Source organism: Serratia sp. KH_031, assembly GCF_057839655.1.
Genome location: NZ_CM174496.1, coordinates 1,082,354 through 1,102,220 on the forward strand (window position 1 = coordinate 1,082,354; position 19,867 = coordinate 1,102,220).

Genomic DNA, 19,867 nt, shown 5'->3' on the forward strand with positions numbered 1-19,867 from the left:
CCTCATATTTCCCCGGTAATTAAAGAGTGTGGTGATCCATGCTCTTTTTTTATGAATAATTAAACGAAATATCCCTATCAATACCGTGGCTGTTAGTGAAAAATAAATCCGCTATACTTAAAAATGGATTCAGGAACCTATCCGTAAGTGAGCATTAAGGCTCCGTGTATCTTTTGTGGACGTGAAGAAGGAAAAAGAAATCCACATTTTTCTTTGCTAGAAATAATGAGGCACTATGACTAACCGTAAACATCTAACACCTTCTGAAGTAGAGAAACTGCTCAAGGCAACGCTGAAAGGCAAAAATCCAGAGCGTGATTACTGCTTGATTTGGATGTGTTTTATTCATGGCTGTCGTGTGAGTGAGATCAACAGTTGGCGTCTATCAGACATCGACTTGGAGGGCGGTAATATTTATATTCACCGCCTAAAAAATGGTTTTTCAACGGTTCATCCATTGTATGTTCGCGAAAGGAAAAGCTTGCAGCGTTGGATGGTAAAACGTCAGAGTTATCGTGGTTCAGACAGCGAATGGTTATTTCTTTCTAATCGGGGTTCCCGCTTGTCGCGCCAAAGAATTTATTGGTTAATCCGTAATTATAGCCAAGTTGCAAATCTTGAGGTTAATGCACACCCACATATGTTACGTCATGGTTGTGGTTTTGCTTTAGCCGATAGAGGAATAGATACCCGTTTGATTCAGGATTTTTTGGGGCATCGTAATATTCAAAACACGGTACTTTATACCGCCAGCAATGCTCGGAGATTTAAAGAAGTTTGGTGATAGATAGATAAAAAAAGTATGTCTAATGAGTCACTTTGAACTAAATTGCAACATACTCTAAGGACGTGGAAAAATAATGTCAATACTTCCCGTATAGGATTTTCCTAATGTTACTTAACCCACTGTAAAACAACGTATTACACTCTCTCTTCGTAGAATTATTCAGCATTTCTCGATCAGGTTTTTTCTTAGTCACTCATTTCATTACTTCCCTAACTATTTAATTTTCAATATTTTACTGGTTTTTTGTATTTCTTTTAAAATTTAATCAGAATTTAATTCTGATTAATGTTTGTTTAATGTTCTTTTTTAGTCGTTTTCTCTAAAGGAGTCACTTTAGTTCAAAATGAATCGTTTGGTGGGAAAGGTTCATACCCCTAAAAGTTATCGTTTGAGGGCTTGCTTGGCTCCAGAACTAAATAAAAAGGAATGACATAGGGTTATGTCAGAAATAAACAAGTGCATCTGAGATGCATTATATTTTTAAAGGAAAGTAGTATGAAAAAGAATCTGATTGCTGTTGCGGTATTGGCTACATCTGCGTTTGCAAGCACCGCGTTCGCTGCTGACGGTCAAGTAAACTTCGTGGGAAGCATCACTGATGCAGCATGTACTGTTGACACCGATTCTTTAAACCAAAGCGTAACTTTGGGCAAAGTCGCTAAGACAGCCTTCACTGGTGCTGGCTCTACCGCTGCTGCCAAACAATTCAGCCTGAAACTGAAAGACTGCCCAGCTACCGTTACCGGTGCTACCGTGCGTTTCGATGGTACTCAGGTTGCAGGTAACAACGCTGTGCTGGCTCTGACGGATGCTGCTGATATGGCAACTGGCGTAGGTATTCAGCTTTCTGATAACCAAAACAACGTCATCAATCTGTATCAAGATTCTGCTGTTTATCCTCTGGTTTCTACCGGCCTTAACACGCTGAACTTCACCGCGCGCTACTACGCAACTGCGGATGCTGTGACTGTGGGTTCTGCTAACGCAGTAACCAACTTCACCATCGTGTATCAGTAAGGTTTATCTGCCTGATTTTATTCAGGCTGCATAAAACTGAGCTAGGGGGGCGCTTGCACCCCTGGCTTATTTCACCAGGATAAATGGGTAGAAAAAAATAATGAAAGTTTGGCGGAGCACGCTGGTCGCAGCGCTATTGATAATGGTTGGCTCACAGGTTCAAGCCGGTGTCGTGATCGGTGGAACCCGTTTGGTGTATGACGGCGGCAAAAAAGAATCTTCCCTGAGCGTGAGCAATCCCGACAAGGTGCCATACCTGATCCAATCTTGGGTGGATGCGCAAGAAGGGGATACCACAAAAGCTCCCTTCATTATTACTCCACCGTTGTTCCGCTTGGATGGTGGGCAGGACAACATTCTGCGCGTCGTGCGTGCTGGTGGCAATTTGCCAACCGATAAAGAATCACTCTATTGGCTGAATGTGAAATCCATTCCGTCGGCTGAGAAAAAAGACAATACGTTGCAAATTGCGGTCAAGACACGCATCAAATTGATTTATCGCCCTCAGGGGTTAGCGGGTTCACTGGATGAAGCGGCTAAAAGCTTGAAATGGCAGCGCAATGGTAATGCCCTGCAAGTCACCAACTCATCACCTTATTACATCACTTTCTTCAATGTGAAGGTGAATGGCAGCCCTGTGTCGGATGCCACGATGGTTGCCCCGCAATCCAATGCGCGTTTCACCTTACCGGCAGGTGCGAGTGGCGGTGCGTTGAGTTGGCAAATCATCAATGACTACGGTGGCACTAGCAAGGTCTTGAGCAACAATTTATAAGCCATCTCGTCAGATTCAACACCACAAAGCCCTGCACAGACAGTGACAGGGAAGGACGCGGCTCGCCAATTTACGGCTAGAGCTGAGACATGGAGTTATAAGGATGAATAACCCGAAGCGTATTCGCTCTCGCGGATTTAACCGCACCCCGTTGGCTTGGTTAATTTCATGCCAAGTAGCGATGTTGATGGGGTTTTCTGGTGCAGCACTAGCACGTGATTATTTCAACCCGGCCTTGCTGGAAATCGATAATCCGGAGCAACGTGGCGCTGATTTGTCGGTATTTGAAGATGGTGATGGTAAAGCACCGGGCAAATATCGGGTCGATGTCTACCTGAATGGGGAAATGGTTGATACCCAGGACATTGATTTCAAATTACAAAAAGGCACTGATGGTAAAGATACGTTACAACCTTGCCTGAGTAGTGGAATGTTGGAGTCAATGGGCGTGCGACTGGATGCTTTCCCGGCGATCAAAGCTGGCGGGGAATGCGTCGATCTGGCGCAAGCGATCCCACAAGCATCGGCGACTTTTCGTTTCAACCAACAAAAACTGGATCTGAGTATCCCGCAAGCGGCATTAAACGTACTGGCGCGTGATTACGTTTCACCAGAAAAATGGGATTCCGGTGTTCCGGCGTTGTTGGTGAACTATAACTTCAGCGGGGCCAACAATCAGGCGCGCCGCAGTGACAGCCAAGACAGCAATACTTATTACTTGAACTTACGTTCTGGGGCGAACCTTGGTGCGTGGCGTTTGCGCAACTATTCAACTTGGAACCGTAATAGCGATGGTTCGAGCCATTGGGACTCGATTAACACCTATTTGCAGCGTGATATCGTCACGCTGAAAAGCCAGTTAACGTTGGGTGATAGCGCTTCACCAAGTGACGTATTCGATAGCGTGGCGTTTCGTGGTGGTCAGTTGGCCTCTGACGACGACATGTTGCCAGACAGCATGAAAGGTTACTCACCGGTCGTTCGTGGTATTGCGCGTAGTAACGCACAGATCACGATCCGCCAGAACGGTTATGTGATCTACCAAAGTTACGTGCCACCGGGGGCGTTTGAAATTAAAGATCTGTACCCAACTTCGGGCAGCGGTGATTTGAATGTCACAATTAAAGAGGCCGACGGTAGCGAACAGAACTTGGTAGTGCCATTTGCCTCCGTCCCGGTATTGCAGCGCGAAGGGCGCTTTAAATACAGCATCACCAGCGGTCAATATCGCTCCTCTGACAGTAATGTGGATGAACATCCGTTTACTCAAGCAACGGCCATTTATGGTTTACCGTGGGGCGCGACTATTTACGGTGGGGTTCAGGCGGCCAGTAAATATCAGTCATTGGCGTTAGGTTGGGGGCAAAACATGGGCGAAATCGGTGCGATTTCTGCCGACGTGACCCAAGCCTGGAGCAAACCAGAATTTACACCAAAAGACAGCGGCCAGTCGTGGCGGTTACGTTATGGCAAGAGCTTCGTTGAAACTGGCACTAACTTCAGTTTGGCGAGTTATCGCTACTCGACGGCGGGATATTACAGCCTGCAAGAAACGTTGGATTCTTATACCAATGGCGGCAGCCGGAAGTATACCGATCACAAGAAGAGCCGTGCCGAACTAACGTTGAGCCAGAGCCTGTGGCAAGGTGCGGGAGCGTTGTCTCTTAGTCTGATTAGCGAAGATTACTGGAATAACTCACGTAAGAGCCAGTCGACCAGCGTGGGTTACAACAACAATTGGGAAAGTATCAGTTACGGCCTGAACTATACCTACAGCAAAAATGGTTACGACAGTAACGGCAACCGAACTAACACGAATGACCACATCATTGCCTTTAACCTCAGCGTGCCATTGAGCAAATGGCTGCCGAACAGTTACGCCACTTACAACCTAAGCAGTAGCCGTAATGGTTCAACCACCAACACGGTCGGTCTGAATGGCACGGCACTGGCGGATAACAACCTGAACTACAGCATTAGCCAGGGTTATACCAGTCAAGGGCAAGGTGCCAGCGGTAACGCCAGCGTTGACTACCGTGGCGGTATGGGTGAAGTGAACGTCGGTTATGGCTACGACCACGATCAGCAACGCGTTAACTACGGTTTGCAAGGCGGAATTCTGCTGCATGAAAACGGCCTGACGTTATCACAATCGCTGGGTGAAACCGTGGCGTTAGTAAAAGCGCCTGGAGCGAAGGGCGTCTTAGTGACCAACCAAACCGGGGTGAAAACTGACTGGCGGGGTTATGCGGTAGTGCCTTATGTCACCGCCTATCGCAGAAACAGCATAGGCCTCGATACCACCAGCATGGCGGACGATGTCGATATGACCCTGAGCAGCCAAACAGTCATCCCAACGCGTGGTGCCATCGTTCGCGCAGAGTTTAAACCGAACATTGGTCAACGTGTGTTGATGACGCTGCTCATGCAGGGCGGTGCACCAGTGCCATTTGGTGCCACGGTGAGCGATGCCAGCGAGCAAAATACAAGTAGCAGCATTGTCGGTGACGGAGGGCAGGTCTATCTAACTGGTTTGGCGGATAACGGCAGACTGAATGTGAAGTGGGGTAATGCCGGTTCGCAGCAGTGTCAGGTGACATACAGCCTCGCCAAGCAAACAGAAAATGCAGGCATCCGCTTGATGAACGGTCAGTGTTTATAAGGTATTAATGATGAAGACGTTAAAAGTAATTAAACGATTATTTGTGTGGGGGAGTTTGGTTGTTGCCGGGCTGTTCCTCGCGCCGCAAGCGATGGCCATACCGGGGGCGTGTATTACCGATAAAGGGGCTACGCAGCAGTATAGCTTCGCTTTTACCAAAACGTTGACCGATCCGGCGCAAAACATTACCGGTTTGATTATTTCAGATGCGGCGGGCAGTAACTGGAACCTGTCCAGCTATTATCTGGCGAGTTGTGAATGTTCGACCATGACTAGCGCTTATATCACGGCGGTTCCTGGCCTGACACAGTTGGATCATACCGATGGAACCTTGAGTTATTATGTCTTGAACGATTATTTGGCGGTTTCCAGTGAGGTTTACGTTGCTGGTGGTGTTCAGCGTTATATTCCGGTGCCGTTTAGCAACTTTTCTAACAGCAACTCTGGTACCGGCACTTGTACCAGTCAGCCTTATCTGAGTGGTGCACGTGGGCGGATTAACATCTATTTCCGCCGGCCTTTCGTTGGGCAGACGGTAATCCCGCAAACCAAGTTGGTGGATGTGTATATGTCCTCAACCAGCGGGGTTAGTAGTCCGATGCCTGTGGCAACGGTTTCCATGAGTGGGACGGTCACTGTACCGCAAAACTGTAATATTGGTCCGTCGCCAGTGATCGTGGATTTCGGCGATATTCTGTCGGGCAGTTTCAAAACGAAGAATGCTAGGCCCGCGGGGTTCACATCGGTTAATAAACAGCTAACGTTGTCTTGTCGCAATATTTCGGATGGCGTGAAGATCAGTTTGTCATTCCAGGCGACACCGGATAGCAATGATCCTACAGCATTGAAAACTACCAATGATGATATTGCTGTGAAGATCGAAGACGGTGCAGGTGCGGTAATATCACCGAATAATGGTCGCTTGTCAGTGAATTTGGATTACTCCACGCAACAGGGTACGACGCAAATTAATCTATATCCGATTAATACCACCGGAAATATTCCGGGGGTTGGGGTATTTACCTCAACGGCAACGATAAAAGCAGAAATTCAGTAATGTAAATGCCGCTTCAAATAGGAAGGGCTGATAAGGGAGTCGAAAATGAAGGGAAATAATATGGCACTGTTGAAAAAAACAGGGTTATTAGCTGGTGTTGCTGGCCTCTTGTTGGGGAGTGCGGCACAGGCCGATACGCAATTAAATATCACCGGAACGATTAAGGCTTCGCCTTGTACCGTAGATGCTGCAGGGACTGGGGTTAACGTTGATCTGGGGCAAAATATTCAGGCATCTAGCTTGTCTACCGCCAGTTCTGGTAGTGACTGGGTTGATTTCCCATTGACCTTGAAAGATTGCCCAACCACGACTTCATCCGTCACCGCGACTTTTACCGGATTGCCCGCGGATGAAAAAGCAGATGTTTATAAAAATACCGGTGAGGCGAACAATGTGCAGATTGAGCTCCAGAACTCAGCTGCCCAAAACTTGGGGAATGGTAAAACCATGACTCAACCCGTCAGTACGACCACCAATGATACTACCTTTAATTTACGTGCCCGCGCTTATAGTTTTGCGGGGGGAGCTACACCAGGTAGTGTGATTGGTACCGTTCAGGTCACCTTTACCTATCTGTAATTAATTAACGTTTTAGCGCCCCGGTGGTATTACCCATTATCCCATCCATGACCGGGGCATGTTTTTAGTTAAGGAAGCTTGCGATAGCAAAAGGAAATTTATCATGTTGTCTATATGTTTAATTCTATTGTTGTTCATTATTTTTTATTTTTACATGCATTTGCGAGTTGCCGCTAGGCGAAAAGCTCACTCTCACTGCATGTAGCTAATAAGCTCACAAAAAGGGTGGGCTATTAAAAATCACTAATTCTTTCATTTTAGAATTATATTTCCCTATAGGGGCGGGAGGAATCACATGATAATGGCTCGCAGCTATCAACGTGGTACGGCACATACTTCTACAGAGTTTGAGAAAAAAGAAAGTGAGAGTGTTGTTGTCATGGAGTCTTGTCCCATTACCGCTATTGGTATGCGTAATGTGTTATTAAAGACCTGTGGTACGGCATGTCACGTCGTTGAGGCCTGTAATTTATCTGATATTCCCGGCTTGATGCGTAATTATCAACCCCAGTTATTGGTCATGGAGTTATGCGGTGCTGATGAATCGGTGTTGGATGGATTACGGTTGATTGCTTTATGCCCTGAACACTGGCCTACCATTCCGATCATTGTTTGCACGGCACTAGAAAATTCGCGCGTGCTGCAATTAGTGACGGCATCTGGCATTAAAGGGCTGGTATTGAAACATGAACCGCCCATCGCATTAGCGCATTGTGTGCAACAGGTTTTGCTTGGGCGCCGTAACTATAGCCATAAAGCTCGCCAATTGCTGAATCATGATGATGGCAAAAGTAAACCATTGACCGCACGCGAATTGGATGTGCTGTCTTATTTATTCTCCGGTAAGAGTGTCACTACCGCCGCCTTAATGATGCATCGTGATGTGCGAACGATTAGTACCCATAAGCGTAATGCTATGCATAAATTGGGCTTTCATAACGATGGGGAACTCTTTTTACAAGGTAAGTGGATGGCCAAAACCGGCCCAATGTTTACTCAGTGATTATTTAGACAGGAGCACATATGGACTCTTTAGTGCAAAAACCAATCCGTGTCGCTTTGATGGATCGTTGCCCGTTAACACTGAATGGGCTGTCGTCTTTTATCGAAATGTTAGGCATTGTGAATGAAATTACGATGCAAGAAACCCGTATGGATGCAGTGGTTGAAAATTTACTGTATCAACCGGTCGATATCCTGATTACCGAACTGAATGGGTTGGATGAAACGTTGGTTGGAGGCAAAACGGCATTGCTGGATTTATGTAACCAATTGCCGACATTGAAAGTATTGGTTTATACCCGTTGCCAAAACGGTGATGAGTTGCGCGCATTACTGAAGATGCAAAACATCAGCGTGATTTCCCGTGATGATAGTTTGATGCAGGTGGGGGTATTTTTCAGCCGTGTGTTTGCTGGTGAACGTGTATTAAGCCCGAAAATAGGTACCTATTTGGCGCAGTCCGATAGTGATGATTTCGTGGGAACCTGCTATTTAACTCGTTGTGAAAATGACGTTTTAGCCTTCTTATTCAATGGGATGAGCCTGCAGCAAATTGCTGATTTGCAGCAACGTAGTATTAAAACTATTAGTGCGCACAAATGTAATGCCATGCGCAAATTGCAGGTGAGAAATGATAGCGAGTTATTTTCGCTAAAAGGAAATATTACCCAGCAGTTTGCTACTAATTAAGTCGCACCATTTTTGTTAAATAAAAGCCATAAGGAACCGCATGGCTTGGCCGCGGCGTTGAGCGTCCTGTTTTTCGTAAGGGAATAAGTATGATCACTCGGAACCTTTCGATGTCGCGTGTTGCGCTGTTCGCCCCTTGTCAGATAACTGCCAGCGGTATTCAACATTTGCTGGCTGATGAACAGCAGAATGCTTGTCTGGCTTGGAACACGGGTTCACTGGCAAAAGCCCAGTACCTGCTTTCCGTTCAGCCAGTGGACACCTTGATAGTCTCTTTCTATAGCCAACAGACTGATTGGCAGCAACGGTTGATGCTGATTCGTGCGCAACAGCGACTGCACCCGCAGATGAAGATTATCGCGTTGATTGACGTGTATATCCCGTATTTGCTGCAACAACTGTCCAAGTTATCTATCAGCGGCATCATCAGTCAGCACGATCCGCTATTGGAACTGAGCCGTGCTTTAAGGCTGATGATTCAGGGCATTGGCTATTACAGCCCACGTATTCATGCCGCTCTCTTCACTCCGAGAGACGGAAGGGATAAGCCTCAGGTGCTGTGTTCAAACGAGCTCCTCGTTTTGCAGTATTTACTCAGCGGCTATTCAGTTCAGCAAACGGCGGCATTGATATATCGCCGACAAAAAACGGTGGTGGCATTGAAAGGCAAAGCGATGCGCAAACTGGGCATTACTCACTGTGCAGCGTTAGTGGCGATGAGAGAAATGTTAGAGAACTTATATCAGGAGCGTTCTTCCGCCACAGCCCAATCTCGTCAGCCTATGGCAAGAACGCCAGTTTTTTTGCTAACCGATATCAGCATCAAAACATCAAGAACATGGTTGTCGGTTTTGGATGTTGTCCACACCAATAAAGCCATGACGGGCCATTACCCATTAAGAAAGGAATAGCAACGTGAAACAGTTTCAAACCAATAACGGATATGGGCAATGTCTAGCAGGCATGGCACTGGGAGGCTGCTTACTGTTAGTGGGGTGTCAAACTGCCAGTAAGCCACCGGTGACACCGCGACCTCAGCCAACACCGGCTGTCGTAACCACAGCGACTAAACCTGCGCCAGAAATGAAAGAGAAGCGTATTAGTATCTGTCAGAGCGAATTAACCTCGCTGAAAATGATCAGTCCGAAGGCTTATGCGGTCAGAAAAGCCTATTTTGACAACTTGCTTCGTAGCGCTTCGGTCTACAGCGCGATACGTGGTGATGTGAACATGCAAACCAAAGATACTCTGGATGCACTGTACAAATATAAAACGAATCAGGTTTGTGCGCAGATCGAGCGGGATGTATTAGAAGCTTTGATCCGTAGAGGGGAGGGTGTGAAGTGAAACAAGGGATAAAGTATAGTTTTCTGCTTGGTTTGACTCTGCCGTTTAATCTAGCTCTCGCTGTAGAAGAGCCAAATAATGAGAGTGTCCTACAGTCTCTGGATGCAATTACCAGTCAAGTGGATGGTGCGCCTGCGTTGTTATTGTTAACGCCTTCCCAAATTGATGCCGTCACCCCGCCGAAAGAAAAGGCCGTGTCTCGTCAGGCTAAGAATCAACTGGCTAAACCGAAAGCCGAATCGGCCGCTTCGATTCGTGAGTTGAAAGCGCTACAGGTGAAAAATAACCAATTGAATGTTTCTTTGGCGCAACAGGCTGCGGAGCTCAAACAGTTACGGCAAAGTGTGAAAACCGATGCGGATGCGCGTGGTGAAGTCGAACGTTTGAAACAGGTCTTGCAGAAGAGTTTGCAAAGTACGGACAAAATGCAGCAACAACTGGCTGCCGCAACGACTTTGCAAACAACCAAGCAACAGGACAATGTCCGGTTACAACGGGATCTGGATCGTAGTTTGCAACAAAGCTCTACTCTGCAAAAACAGCTTGATACCTTGACGCGCGCTCAAGCTGAAAAGGCTAAAGAAAACCAACAGATAGCCGAAAAATCACAACAACAAATTGCATCATTAACCACTAATGCGAATGAGAAAGAACAGAAAAACAAAACGTTACAGCAAGATCTAGCGAAGTTAAAAAAAGAGCAAGCCGATGCCAAGGCGGCCATAGTGATACCTAAAACTGAGGCTGAGATTCGCGATTATGCGATTGGCAGCTCATTGGGTAATGACATGTTAGCTCTGCTAAAAGAGAAGGCTGCGCAGGGTGTTCAGGTTGATAACCAACTGGCGTTGGCCGGGGTACAGGACGCTTTCGCAGGGCAGTTTAAGGTCGCACAGGCAGCAATCTCCAAGGCATTGTATGAGACTGAAGTCGCAATGAATGCCAAAGAAGCCAAGATAAAATCGCAAGAAGAATTAACCGGTTCTCGTTATATCGATCAGTTTAAGAAAAACAAACAGGTGAAAAAGGCCGAGTCTGGGTTTTATTACCGCGTTGACTACTTGGGGGTAGGGAAAATAAACCCGGCTGATACTGTTGCTGTCGTCGTTAAGGAAAGTTTGACCAATGGTAAAGTGATCAAGGATATGGACGTCGCTGGAACATCGGTATCTCAGCCATTAAATAGCTATCCACCGATGTTCCAAGCGGCAATTGCACAGTTGCAGAACCATGGCAGCATGACGATGGTTGTTCCTCCGTCCCTTGCTTATGGTGATAAAGGTCTACCTCCTGACATTCCGCCAGGTGCAACGATGGTTTATAACTTGCGGATACTGGATATATTACCTGCTGACAAAATCGCTAATAAGTAATTATCTCACGCGGTAATATTATAATGCGAGTTTTCCATATGCTCGCATTAAATATATATGACCCTAAAGCGCTCAACGTTGCTTGCCGTATAGATAACTGTATTCTGAATGTTTTTATGCCCTAGGTAATCCTGAATCAAGCGGGTATCGATCCCTTTATCCGCTAGCGCATACCCACAAGAGTGGCGGAGCATATGCGGATGCACCTGGACACTCATTCCTGCCATTTCACCATAGGTCTTGATCAGCCGGTACAGTTGCTGGCGTGAAATTTGCCCACCGTGGCGTGACAAGAATAGCCATTGGCTATCTGCCTCAAGATAACGCGAACGTAGCCCTAGCCAGTTCAACAAAGCCCGCCGTTCCCGTGATTGGATGGGGTGCTGAACAGAAAAACCATTCTTCAAGCGTGAAACGTGGATTCGGTTAGTGTCGAGATCAATGTCCTGTAATCGTAGCGAACATAACTCACTTACCCGAAGCCCGTGAATAAAACACATCAATAGCATACAGCGATCGCGTACACCATTTATCCCATCTGGAATAGCTGAAATTAATTGCTCTATCTCAACTTGGCTGAGGAATTTCCGTTTCTTCATTTTCACATTCCCTAAATAAATGTAGGATGTTATAGGATAAACTTTATTATGGCAATGCTATTAATAACACCTAATGATGGTTTGGTTCAAGAGGGATAAATATCCAGTAATCTAGGAATAATCCGTGTAAATTGCCTGTGTGTCACGTCGTTGTTGGCTTTTTAGCAATAAAAATAATATGTAGAGAAAAGTAAATGATTAATAAATGATAGATTGCTTGTTGATTTTATAATGTTCCTGTTAGGTGCTAATGACATTTTTTTTGCATTCCTAGATTTATATAGGTGTTCATGTAAATTGCCCTAGGGCTGGTTATGGATAGGATGATGTAACCACGGTGACGTCTGGTTTTATCTGTCCCACCTGTCATTAGCTGTAAACAGTTTTTTATTCGCCTGGTGTTGTTGCATTGAATTAAATTAGGTATGGTGGCTATGATTATTCGATAATTATTTATCGAGTGAATGAATTGTTGAGCCTTGTAGGCCTGTTCTGAATATATTGTAAGGATTGCCTGCTTACTATCTTCATTCATTTTGTTTCGATATCTTAACCTCTTATAGATTTAAATTTATTTAATTGGAAAAATAAAATGGACGTTGACTTTCCTGTCATAGATGCCTTGGTATTATGTGGAGTTTTGGCATTATCACTGTTCGTCGATTTCTTTGGTCATCGCCAAGGTGATGAAATTAGCGTGAAAAGTGCGCTTAAGTGGTCGGTATTCTGGATCATGCTAGCCCTATTTTACTTTGCGTTTATCTGGGCACGCCATGGCCAGGAGTTTGCTTCACTGTTCCTGAGCGGTTATGTGCTGGAAAAATCCCTTAGTGTCGATAACTTAATGGTATTTATGGCGATTTTTGCCAGTTTCGGTATTCGCAGTACCGCATTGCAACATCGTATTTTGATGTGGGGTATTGCTGGTGCGATTGTTTTCCGCGCGATATTTGTCGCCTTAGGTTCGGCTCTGTTCCACCTGCATTGGTCGGTACAAGTGCTGTTTGGTATTATCGTCGCCTATTCTGCCGTGGTGATTATTCGTGGCAGTGATGATGACGAAGAAACCGATTATACCCAGCACTGGGCAACCCGTTGGGCACGTAAGCTCTACCCGGTGACTCAGCAGTTACATGGTAACCACTTTATGGTGGTGATCAATGGCGTCAAACATATTACTCCGGCGCTGCTATGCGTTATTGTCATTGAACTCAGTGACGTTTTATTCAGCTTTGATTCTGTACCTGCGGTCATTGGTGTTACCAAAGAACCGCTATTAGTCTATTCGGCGATGCTGTTTGCCATTTTGGGGCTGCGTGCTCTGTTCTTTGTCTTGAGTGCGGCAGTGAAATATCTGGTGCATTTGGAAAAGGCGGTGGCCGTGGTACTGATCTTTGTTGGTGCGAAACTGATTTATCACCCGTTTGGCGACGCCGTTCATGCTCGTTTCCCGTTTATCCCTGCTGATATCAGCGCTGGACAGAGTTTGGTTATTGTTCTTGGTACTCTAACTCTGGGCGTGTTAGCCAGCTTGGTGTTCCCGAAGCCGCAAACCTCGTAATCTCGCCGATAAAAGTCAAATCCCCTAAGTCCACTCCCCTGTTGTTTAAAACCAACAGGGGAGTGGATGCGAATTATTATTGCTATCACTCTCACGCTGACTACAATGCCTGCTTTCTTTGTTTCTCGGTATAAGGGTGTTTCATGGAGTTGCTTCGGGTGGTTTATCACCAGTATCGCTGGCCATTCTTGGCAGTTATGCTGTTGACTATGCTCAGTGCGGCATTGGGTATTGGCATCATTGCGTTTATCAACCAACGACTGATGACGGTTTCTGGAGATGCTCTCGCCGTTTTACCTGAATTTCTAGGCTTGTTGGGATTACTGATGGCGGTGACGCTCGGCTCTCAACTCGCACTCACCACTCTGGGACACCACTTTGTTTACCGGTTACGCGGCCAATTGGTGAAGCGTATTCTGGATACTCATATTGAGCGTTTGGAACAGCTTGGCAGCGCTTCGTTGCTGGCGAGCCTGTCGAGCGACATTCGTAATATTACTATCGCCTTCGTACGTTTACCTGAGCTGGTGCAGGGCGTGATTCTGACCATCGGTTCGGCACTTTATCTGGGTTGGTTATCGCCGCAAATGTTGATCGTGACCGCAGTTTGGGTGGCGGTGACTATTTTTGGCAGTTGGTATCTGGTTTCCAAGGTATACAGCCATTTGACTCAGGTACGTGAAGCGGAAGAAAGCCTGTATCAACACTATCAATCCGTTATTGACGGTCGCAAAGAGTTGGCGCTAAATCGCGATCGTGCTCGAACGCTGTATCAACAAGCCTATCAGCCGGATGCTGAGGATTATCGCTATCACGTTATTCGTGCTGATACTTTCCACCTCAGTGCGGTTAACTGGTCAAATATCATGATGTTGGGTGCGATTGGTTTAGTGTTCTATATGGCTAATGGCTTGGGATGGGCAGATACCGCGGTTGCGGCAACCTATTCGTTGACGTTGCTATTTCTGCGCACGCCGTTGTTGCAGGCGGTGGGGGCATTCCCAACCTTAATTAGCGCAGAAGTGGCATTCAATAAAGTCAAAGCGCTCAAGCTGGCGGATTACCAGCCAGCATTCCCCGTGGCTCAAGCTCCTGCATGGCAAACACTAGAACTGCGGGATTTGGTGTTCCACTATACCGACACAGAGCAGAGTGCTGGTTTTGCCGTCGGGCCGATTAACCTGACCCTGCAACGCGGTGAGCTGGTGTTCCTGATTGGCGGTAATGGTAGCGGTAAATCTACTTTGGCAATGTTGTTGACTGGGCTATACCAACCGACCAGCGGACAAATTTTGTTGGATGGCGTCGTGCAACAAAGCACCGAGATGCAGGATTATCGCCGTCTGTTCTCCGCTATCTTTACCGATTTCTATCAGTTCAAACACCTGCAAGGGCCGGAAGGGAAGGAACCGGATGCGGCATTGGTGACTACCTGGCTTGAACGCCTGAAGATGCAACACAAGCTAGAGTTTGACGGTAATCGTGTGACCAATCCACAGCTATCCCAAGGGCAACGTAAACGTCTGGCATTGCTATTGGCGGTCGCGGAGCAACGCGAGATTTTACTATTGGATGAATGGGCTGCCGATCAGGATCCGCAATTCCGCCGGACTTTCTATCGCGAATTGTTACCCTATTTGCGCAATATGGGGAAAACCGTGTTTGCCATCAGCCATGACGATCACTATTTTGAGCACGCCGACCGCTTATTAGAAATGCGTAATGGGCAGTTGAGTGAGCTGAGTGGTGAGGAGCGCGATCGCGCCAGCCGAGATTCTGTGGCGCAGATTGATGGCAATCAATAACACTGATTGATTGAATTTGTTGCCGAACTAGAAGCGACGTATAAAGGTTCAATATTCATTATGTGATCTTCCTCACTTTGGGAACTAAAAGTCAGATTAGCTCCAGATTGAGGCGTCACTTTCGTTTCCCTTACCCGATATGGGCGGATAGCGAGTGTTATACCGTCCTCAACCACATTTCATTTTTGCTTCTCCTTGCGTAAAAAATCTTTCACTCCATTTCGATTCGAAAGGTTTTACCCTCCTTTTTCTGCTAAAACAGCGTTGTAACTCCGATCACAATTTCACTTCTTTCGCTTTGCTGTAATGCCTGCGCAGTAGAGCGAAAGCGATTTCTGCCCCGGCAATACCGGAAATTTGAGGATGTAACTCATGCCAGTGAATACCGCGAAACGACGTGAACAGATTATTGACCAGCTTTGTGAGCACGGTAGCGTGCGTGTAGAGCAGCTCAGCAAACAGTTTGCCGTCTCCACGGTGACGATCCGCAATGATTTGCGTTTTCTCGAGCAAAAAGGTTGTGCGTTGCGCGCCTATGGTGGCGCGATGCTCAACCAGCAATTTGCCTTTGATCGTCCATTGCGTGACAAAGGGCGATTGAACCGCGATGTTAAATCGCAAATTGCTAGCGTGGCTGCCAGCTACGTGTGTGATGGTGATGCGCTGATCCTCGACTCAGGGTCTACCACCACCCAGATTGTCCCGTTTTTGCAAGGGCGGCGCGATCTGGTGGTGATGACTAATGCGCTGAATATCGCCTATGAGCTTTCCGGTAATGATGGGGTAGAAGTGATGGTGTTGGGGGGCAGCGTGCGCCGTAACTCCTATTCGCTCTATGGTCCGGCTGCCGAGCAGCAATTGCGCCAGTACCGTTTCGACAAGCTGTTTTTAGGTGTCGATGGTTTCGATCTGATAGCGGGTATCACCACACCTCACCCCGGTGAAGCACACCTCAACCGTGTGATGTGCGAGGTGGCGCGCGAGATTATCGCCGTGGTGGATGCCAGCAAATTTGGTCGTAAGAGCTTTTGTATGATTCGTGAGGCCGGACAAATTCATCGGCTGATTACTGATAGCCGACTTCCGGAGGAATACGAGCGGGCGCTAATCGATCTGGGCGTGGAAGTTATCATTGCCGATCGTTAACACAGTGCCTGCATGGGGGATTCATGCAGCAGTTGTTACAGCTTGTCGAACAGCACAAAGCCGGTATGCCGGTAGGGATCTTTTCCGTTTGTTCCGCCCATCCTTGGGTTTTGCAAGCCGCATTACAGCAGGCAAAAACACGCGGCACGCCAGTATTAGTGGAAGCAACCTCAAATCAAGTTAATCAGTTTGGTGGCTACACTGGCCAAACGGCGGCACAGTTTCGTGATGCCTTATGGAAGATGGCTGATGAGGTTGGGTTAGCGCGCGATCGCGTGTGGTTAGGAGGCGATCATTTAGGGCCCAATGCTTGGCAAGATCGTCCGGCGCAGGAAGCCATGACCTTGTCGGAAACTCTGATCGAAGATTACGTGCGCGCGGGTTTTCGCAAAATTCATCTGGATTGTTCGATGTCTTGTGCTGACGATCCTACCCCATTGAGCGATGAAACCGTGGCTGCCCGTGCCGCTCGTCTATGTGCGGTCGCTGAAGGTGCATGGCAGCAAAGTGGCGGTGAAGCGCCGGTCTACGTCATTGGAACCGAAGTCCCTGTACCGGGCGGCGCGCATGAAACCTTGGACGGCGTGCAAGTCACGACGCCACAGGCGGTACAGCATACGCTGTCTGCTCACCGTCAGGCTTGGCAGCAGGCGGAATTGACCCACGCTTGGCAACGGGTGATCGCACTGGTGGTGCAACCGGGCGTCGAATTCGATCACCACGGTGTAGAGCACTACCAACCGCAGCAGGCGACGGCGCTGAGCCAGTTCATCGCCCAGCAACCGGGGCTGATTTACGAAGCTCACTCCACCGATTACCAAGCACCGTTAGCCTATAAACAATTGGTTCGCGACCATTTTGCCATCCTGAAAGTCGGGCCGGCGTTGACCTTTGCGCTACGTGAGGCGTTGTTCGCCTTGGATCATATAGAACGTGAATGGCTCGGCGAACATCAATCCGCCCAACTGTGCGCCACGCTCGAACAGGTGATGCGCGAGCAACCCCAACAGTGGAGCCGCTATTACCACGGCAGCCCACATCAACAATACCTCGATCGTCATTACAGCCTCAGTGACCGTGTGCGTTATTACTGGCCACAGCCGCAGGTGCAACAAGCGGTGGATGGGCTGATGGATAATCTACGTCGTCATCCGGTTCCGTTGTCGCTGCTGAGTCAGTATTTACCCGATCAGGCTCGTGCGCTGAACGCCGGAGAGCTGAGTCAGAACCCGCAAGACTGGGTACTGCATAAAGTGACTCAAGTGCTCGATGACTATCACGCTGCTTGTTACCCGGAGGTGCTGTAATCATGCCAAACATCCTAATGACCCGTATTGATAACCGATTAGTGCATGGGCAAGTGGGCGTCACTTGGACCAACACACTGGGCGCTAATCTGGTGGTGGTGGCGAATGATGAAGCTGCCGCCGATCCGGTACAGCAGAACCTGATGGATATGGTGGTCGCGGACGGCGTGCAGACGCGCTACTTCACGCTGCAAAAAACCATTGATGTGATCCACAAGGCGGCGGATCGACAGAAGATTTTTCTGGTGTGCAAAACGCCGCAGGACGTGTTGACGCTGGTGAAAGGCGGGGTGCCAATTACCTTTGTTAACGTCGGCAATATGCATTTTGCACAAGGGAAGCGGCAGATCCATAAAACGGTCTCGGTGGATGACGGTGATGTGACCGCTTTCCGTGAACTGATGGCGCAGGGTGTGGAATGTGAAGTGCGCCGCGTGCCGGATGAAGCTGGCGAGGCTATCAGCAAACTGCTCGGCTGAGCACAGGGGGAATTATGTTAACTGATGCATTATTGATTGCGTTGTTGGCGGGGCTGGCGGGTGTCGATTTGTTTGACGGCCTGACTCACTTTCACCGCCCGGTGGTGATGGGGCCGCTGGTCGGGCTGATTCTCGGCGATGTTTACACCGGTTTATTGGTCGGCGGTACGTTGGAATTGGTATGGATGGGGATGGTGCCGTTGGCCGGTGCACAGCCGCCAAACGTGGTGATCGGTGGGGTGATTGGCACCGCGTTTGCCATCTTGACCAAGGCCGATCCTAAAGTGGCGATCGGTGTCGCAGTGCCGTTTTCGATTGCGGTACAGGGCTGTATTACGCTGCTGTTCACTGTGTTCTCGCCGATGATGCACCGTTGCGATCGTATGGTGAAAGAACTCAATTGGCGCGGCATTGAACGGGTGAACTATCTCGGTATCACCATCTTGTTTGTTTTCTATTTTGTCGTCGCTTTCTTGCCGATTTACTTCGGTGCCGATGCGGCCAGTGCCATGGTGCAAAAAGCGCCAACTTGGCTGCTGGATGGGCTGGCGGTCGCGGGCGGCATGATGCCTGCTATCGGTTTCTCACTGTTAATGAAAGTGATGATGAAAAAGACCTACGTGGCCTATTTCATCCTCGGTTTTATCTGTGTCACTTTCCTCAAATTGCCGATCTTGGCGGTAGCATTGGGCGCACTGGCGATCGCGTTGATCGACTTCTTCAATACGCAGCGGGCTGGCACGGAAACGGCGCAGCAACGACCTGTTCAACCGGAGGACGCAGAAGATGGCATTTAATGATTCCGACGAGCTGTTGGCAAAAAAAGCACAGCAACGCATGGATCAGGCGCTGGCAACCAGCCAAGTTGAACAGGACGATTATGTTGATAGCGAACCTGCCGCCGCACTGACTCGTGGCGACATCAACCGTATGGCTTGGCGCTCGTTGTTATTGCAAGCCTCGTTCAACTACGAGCGGATGCAGGCCGGTGGTTGGCTGTACACCTTGATCCCCGGTTTGCGCAAGATCCACAAGAATCCGCAGGATCTGTCCAACTCGATGAAAATGCACATGGAATTCATTAACGTGCATCCCTTCGACGTGACTTTCTTGTCTGGATTAGTGTTGGCGATGGAACAGAACAAGGAGAAAGTTTCTACTATTCGCGCAGTGAAAGTGGCGCTGATGGGGCCATTGGGCGGGATTGGTGATGCACTGTTCTGGCTGACGTTACTGCCGATCTGCGCTGGGATCGGGGCTTCATTGGCGTTGGAAGGCAGTTTATTCGGCCCAATCGTTTTCCTGCTGCTGTTTAACCTGTTCCACTTTGGCTTGCGTTTTGGCTTAGCGCATTACGGCTATCAGGCCGGCACCAGCGCCATGGCGTTACTCAAAACCCATACCAAGCGAATATCCCACGCGGCCTCGATCGTCGGTATGACGGTGATTGGTGCGCTGGTGGCGTCTTATGTCCATCTTTCCACCCCGCTGGTGATGCACGCCGGTAAAGCGCGTGTTGCTTTGCAAACCGATGTGCTCGATAAACTGATGCCCAATCTGTTACCGCTCTGCTTCACCTTGCTGATTTTCTTCCTGATGAAGCGTGGTTTTTCTCCGGTCAAACTGATTGGTGTGACGGTCGTGATTGGCGTAGTGGGTAAATGGGTCGGGCTGCTGTGAG

General features: G+C 48.1%; 19 protein-coding genes. 18 read left to right on the forward strand and 1 reads right to left on the reverse strand.

Annotation, left to right across the window (positions count from 1 at the left end; translation table 11 throughout):
• The first annotated feature begins 235 nt into the window (after window positions 1–235).
• From AC3ISQ_RS04755 to AC3ISQ_RS04805, 11 genes are all read left to right on the forward strand, one after another.
• A complete protein-coding gene (locus AC3ISQ_RS04755; RefSeq protein WP_489351017.1) occupies window positions 236–784 on the forward strand; it encodes a tyrosine-type DNA invertase in 549 nt (182 codons plus the stop codon).
• A gap of 498 nt (window positions 785–1,282) precedes the next feature.
• Window positions 1,283–1,804 (forward strand): fimbrial protein, encoded by a 522-nt coding sequence (locus tag AC3ISQ_RS04760; protein WP_489351019.1) that lies wholly within the window; start codon window positions 1,283–1,285, stop codon window positions 1,802–1,804.
• A gap of 100 nt (window positions 1,805–1,904) precedes the next feature.
• A complete protein-coding gene (locus AC3ISQ_RS04765; RefSeq protein WP_489351021.1) occupies window positions 1,905–2,579 on the forward strand; it encodes a fimbrial biogenesis chaperone in 675 nt (224 codons plus the stop codon).
• Window positions 2,580–2,682: 103 nt separating this feature from the next.
• Entirely contained in the window at window positions 2,683–5,241 is a 2,559-nt protein-coding gene (locus tag AC3ISQ_RS04770) for a fimbria/pilus outer membrane usher protein (protein ID WP_489351023.1), read from the forward strand.
• A 7-nt stretch (window positions 5,242–5,248) separates the two neighbouring features.
• Window positions 5,249–6,298 (forward strand): fimbrial protein, encoded by a 1,050-nt coding sequence (locus AC3ISQ_RS04775; protein ID WP_489351025.1) that lies wholly within the window; start codon window positions 5,249–5,251, stop codon window positions 6,296–6,298.
• 45 nt (window positions 6,299–6,343) lie between these two features.
• A complete protein-coding gene (locus AC3ISQ_RS04780; RefSeq protein ID WP_489351027.1) occupies window positions 6,344–6,877 on the forward strand; it encodes a fimbrial protein in 534 nt (177 codons plus the stop codon).
• 295 nt (window positions 6,878–7,172) lie between these two features.
• The gene (locus AC3ISQ_RS04785) at window positions 7,173–7,880 is read left to right on the forward strand and encodes a LuxR C-terminal-related transcriptional regulator (protein ID WP_489351029.1); all 708 of its coding nucleotides are present in this window, start codon (window positions 7,173–7,175) and stop codon (window positions 7,878–7,880) included.
• Between the two features lie 20 nt (window positions 7,881–7,900).
• Window positions 7,901–8,569, forward strand: coding sequence for a helix-turn-helix transcriptional regulator (locus AC3ISQ_RS04790; RefSeq protein ID WP_489351031.1), 669 nt, complete (start codon window positions 7,901–7,903; stop codon window positions 8,567–8,569).
• Between the two features lie 89 nt (window positions 8,570–8,658).
• Window positions 8,659–9,480: a hypothetical protein gene (locus AC3ISQ_RS04795; RefSeq protein ID WP_489351032.1), complete on the forward strand. Its 822-nt coding sequence runs from the start codon at window positions 8,659–8,661 to the stop codon at window positions 9,478–9,480.
• A gap of 4 nt (window positions 9,481–9,484) precedes the next feature.
• The gene (locus tag AC3ISQ_RS04800) at window positions 9,485–9,916 is read left to right on the forward strand and encodes a hypothetical protein (protein WP_489351034.1); all 432 of its coding nucleotides are present in this window, start codon (window positions 9,485–9,487) and stop codon (window positions 9,914–9,916) included.
• On the forward strand, window positions 9,913–11,289 hold the full coding sequence (locus tag AC3ISQ_RS04805) for an FKBP-type peptidyl-prolyl cis-trans isomerase N-terminal domain-containing protein (RefSeq protein WP_489351036.1): 1,377 nt from the start codon (window positions 9,913–9,915) through the stop codon (window positions 11,287–11,289). Before AC3ISQ_RS04800 ends, AC3ISQ_RS04805 begins: the two co-directional genes overlap by 4 nt.
• Window positions 11,290–11,336: 47 nt before the next feature.
• Here AC3ISQ_RS04805 and AC3ISQ_RS04810 read toward each other — a convergent pair whose 3' ends face one another.
• Window positions 11,337–11,888: a tyrosine-type DNA invertase gene (locus AC3ISQ_RS04810; protein ID WP_489351038.1), complete on the reverse strand. Its 552-nt coding sequence runs from the start codon at window positions 11,886–11,888 to the stop codon at window positions 11,337–11,339.
• Window positions 11,889–12,480: 592 nt separating this feature from the next.
• Between AC3ISQ_RS04810 and AC3ISQ_RS04815 the strand changes: the two genes are divergently transcribed.
• The 7 genes from AC3ISQ_RS04815 (at window position 12,481) to AC3ISQ_RS04845 (ending at window position 19,866) form a co-directional block, all read left to right on the forward strand.
• Entirely contained in the window at window positions 12,481–13,449 is a 969-nt protein-coding gene (locus AC3ISQ_RS04815; RefSeq protein WP_489351040.1) for a TerC/Alx family metal homeostasis membrane protein, read from the forward strand.
• A gap of 143 nt (window positions 13,450–13,592) precedes the next feature.
• Complete coding sequence (locus tag AC3ISQ_RS04820) at window positions 13,593–15,254, forward strand: multidrug ABC transporter permease/ATP-binding protein (protein WP_489351042.1); 1,662 nt, start codon at window positions 13,593–13,595, stop codon at window positions 15,252–15,254.
• 372 nt (window positions 15,255–15,626) lie between these two features.
• Window positions 15,627–16,400 (forward strand): transcriptional repressor AgaR, encoded by a 774-nt coding sequence (gene agaR / locus AC3ISQ_RS04825; RefSeq protein ID WP_489351044.1) that lies wholly within the window; start codon window positions 15,627–15,629, stop codon window positions 16,398–16,400.
• 23 nt (window positions 16,401–16,423) lie between these two features.
• Window positions 16,424–17,707 carry a D-tagatose-bisphosphate aldolase, class II, non-catalytic subunit gene (locus AC3ISQ_RS04830; protein ID WP_489351046.1) on the forward strand — a complete coding sequence of 428 codons (1,284 nt, stop codon included), beginning with the start codon at window positions 16,424–16,426 and terminating at the stop codon, window positions 17,705–17,707.
• A gap of 2 nt (window positions 17,708–17,709) precedes the next feature.
• Window positions 17,710–18,186: a PTS N-acetylgalactosamine transporter subunit IIB gene (gene agaV / locus AC3ISQ_RS04835; RefSeq protein ID WP_489351048.1), complete on the forward strand. Its 477-nt coding sequence runs from the start codon at window positions 17,710–17,712 to the stop codon at window positions 18,184–18,186.
• A 14-nt stretch (window positions 18,187–18,200) separates the two neighbouring features.
• Complete coding sequence (agaW, locus tag AC3ISQ_RS04840; RefSeq protein ID WP_489351050.1) at window positions 18,201–18,983, forward strand: PTS N-acetylgalactosamine transporter subunit IIC; 783 nt, start codon at window positions 18,201–18,203, stop codon at window positions 18,981–18,983.
• Window positions 18,973–19,866 carry a PTS system mannose/fructose/sorbose family transporter subunit IID gene (locus AC3ISQ_RS04845; RefSeq protein ID WP_489351052.1) on the forward strand — a complete coding sequence of 298 codons (894 nt, stop codon included), beginning with the start codon at window positions 18,973–18,975 and terminating at the stop codon, window positions 19,864–19,866. The genes agaW and AC3ISQ_RS04845 overlap by 11 nt, the downstream gene beginning before the upstream one ends.
• Window position 19,867 lies beyond the last annotated feature (1 nt).

Excerpts from the sequence above, each read along its gene's own strand:
- AC3ISQ_RS04780 (WP_489351027.1), top strand. The coding sequence starts at position 6,344 with ATGAAGGGAAATAATATGGCACTGTTGAAAAAAACAGGGTTATTAGCT.
- AC3ISQ_RS04785 (WP_489351029.1), top strand. The coding sequence starts at position 7,173 with ATGATAATGGCTCGCAGCTATCAACGTGGTACGGCACATACTTCTACA.
- AC3ISQ_RS04795 (WP_489351032.1), top strand. The coding sequence starts at position 8,659 with ATGATCACTCGGAACCTTTCGATGTCGCGTGTTGCGCTGTTCGCCCCT.
- agaV (WP_489351048.1), top strand. The coding sequence starts at position 17,710 with ATGCCAAACATCCTAATGACCCGTATTGATAACCGATTAGTGCATGGG.
- AC3ISQ_RS04830 (WP_489351046.1), top strand. The coding sequence starts at position 16,424 with ATGCAGCAGTTGTTACAGCTTGTCGAACAGCACAAAGCCGGTATGCCG.
- AC3ISQ_RS04760 (WP_489351019.1), top strand. The coding sequence starts at position 1,283 with ATGAAAAAGAATCTGATTGCTGTTGCGGTATTGGCTACATCTGCGTTT.
- AC3ISQ_RS04775 (WP_489351025.1), top strand. The coding sequence starts at position 5,249 with ATGATGAAGACGTTAAAAGTAATTAAACGATTATTTGTGTGGGGGAGT.
- AC3ISQ_RS04820 (WP_489351042.1), top strand. The coding sequence starts at position 13,593 with ATGGAGTTGCTTCGGGTGGTTTATCACCAGTATCGCTGGCCATTCTTG.
- agaR (WP_489351044.1), top strand. The coding sequence starts at position 15,627 with ATGCCAGTGAATACCGCGAAACGACGTGAACAGATTATTGACCAGCTT.
- AC3ISQ_RS04845 (WP_489351052.1), top strand. The coding sequence starts at position 18,973 with ATGGCATTTAATGATTCCGACGAGCTGTTGGCAAAAAAAGCACAGCAA.
- AC3ISQ_RS04790 (WP_489351031.1), top strand. The coding sequence starts at position 7,901 with ATGGACTCTTTAGTGCAAAAACCAATCCGTGTCGCTTTGATGGATCGT.
- AC3ISQ_RS04765 (WP_489351021.1), top strand. The coding sequence starts at position 1,905 with ATGAAAGTTTGGCGGAGCACGCTGGTCGCAGCGCTATTGATAATGGTT.
- agaW (WP_489351050.1), top strand. The coding sequence starts at position 18,201 with ATGTTAACTGATGCATTATTGATTGCGTTGTTGGCGGGGCTGGCGGGT.
- AC3ISQ_RS04770 (WP_489351023.1), top strand. The coding sequence starts at position 2,683 with ATGAATAACCCGAAGCGTATTCGCTCTCGCGGATTTAACCGCACCCCG.
- AC3ISQ_RS04755 (WP_489351017.1), top strand. The coding sequence starts at position 236 with ATGACTAACCGTAAACATCTAACACCTTCTGAAGTAGAGAAACTGCTC.
- AC3ISQ_RS04815 (WP_489351040.1), top strand. The coding sequence starts at position 12,481 with ATGGACGTTGACTTTCCTGTCATAGATGCCTTGGTATTATGTGGAGTT.
- AC3ISQ_RS04810 (WP_489351038.1), bottom strand. The coding sequence starts at position 11,888 with ATGAAGAAACGGAAATTCCTCAGCCAAGTTGAGATAGAGCAATTAATT.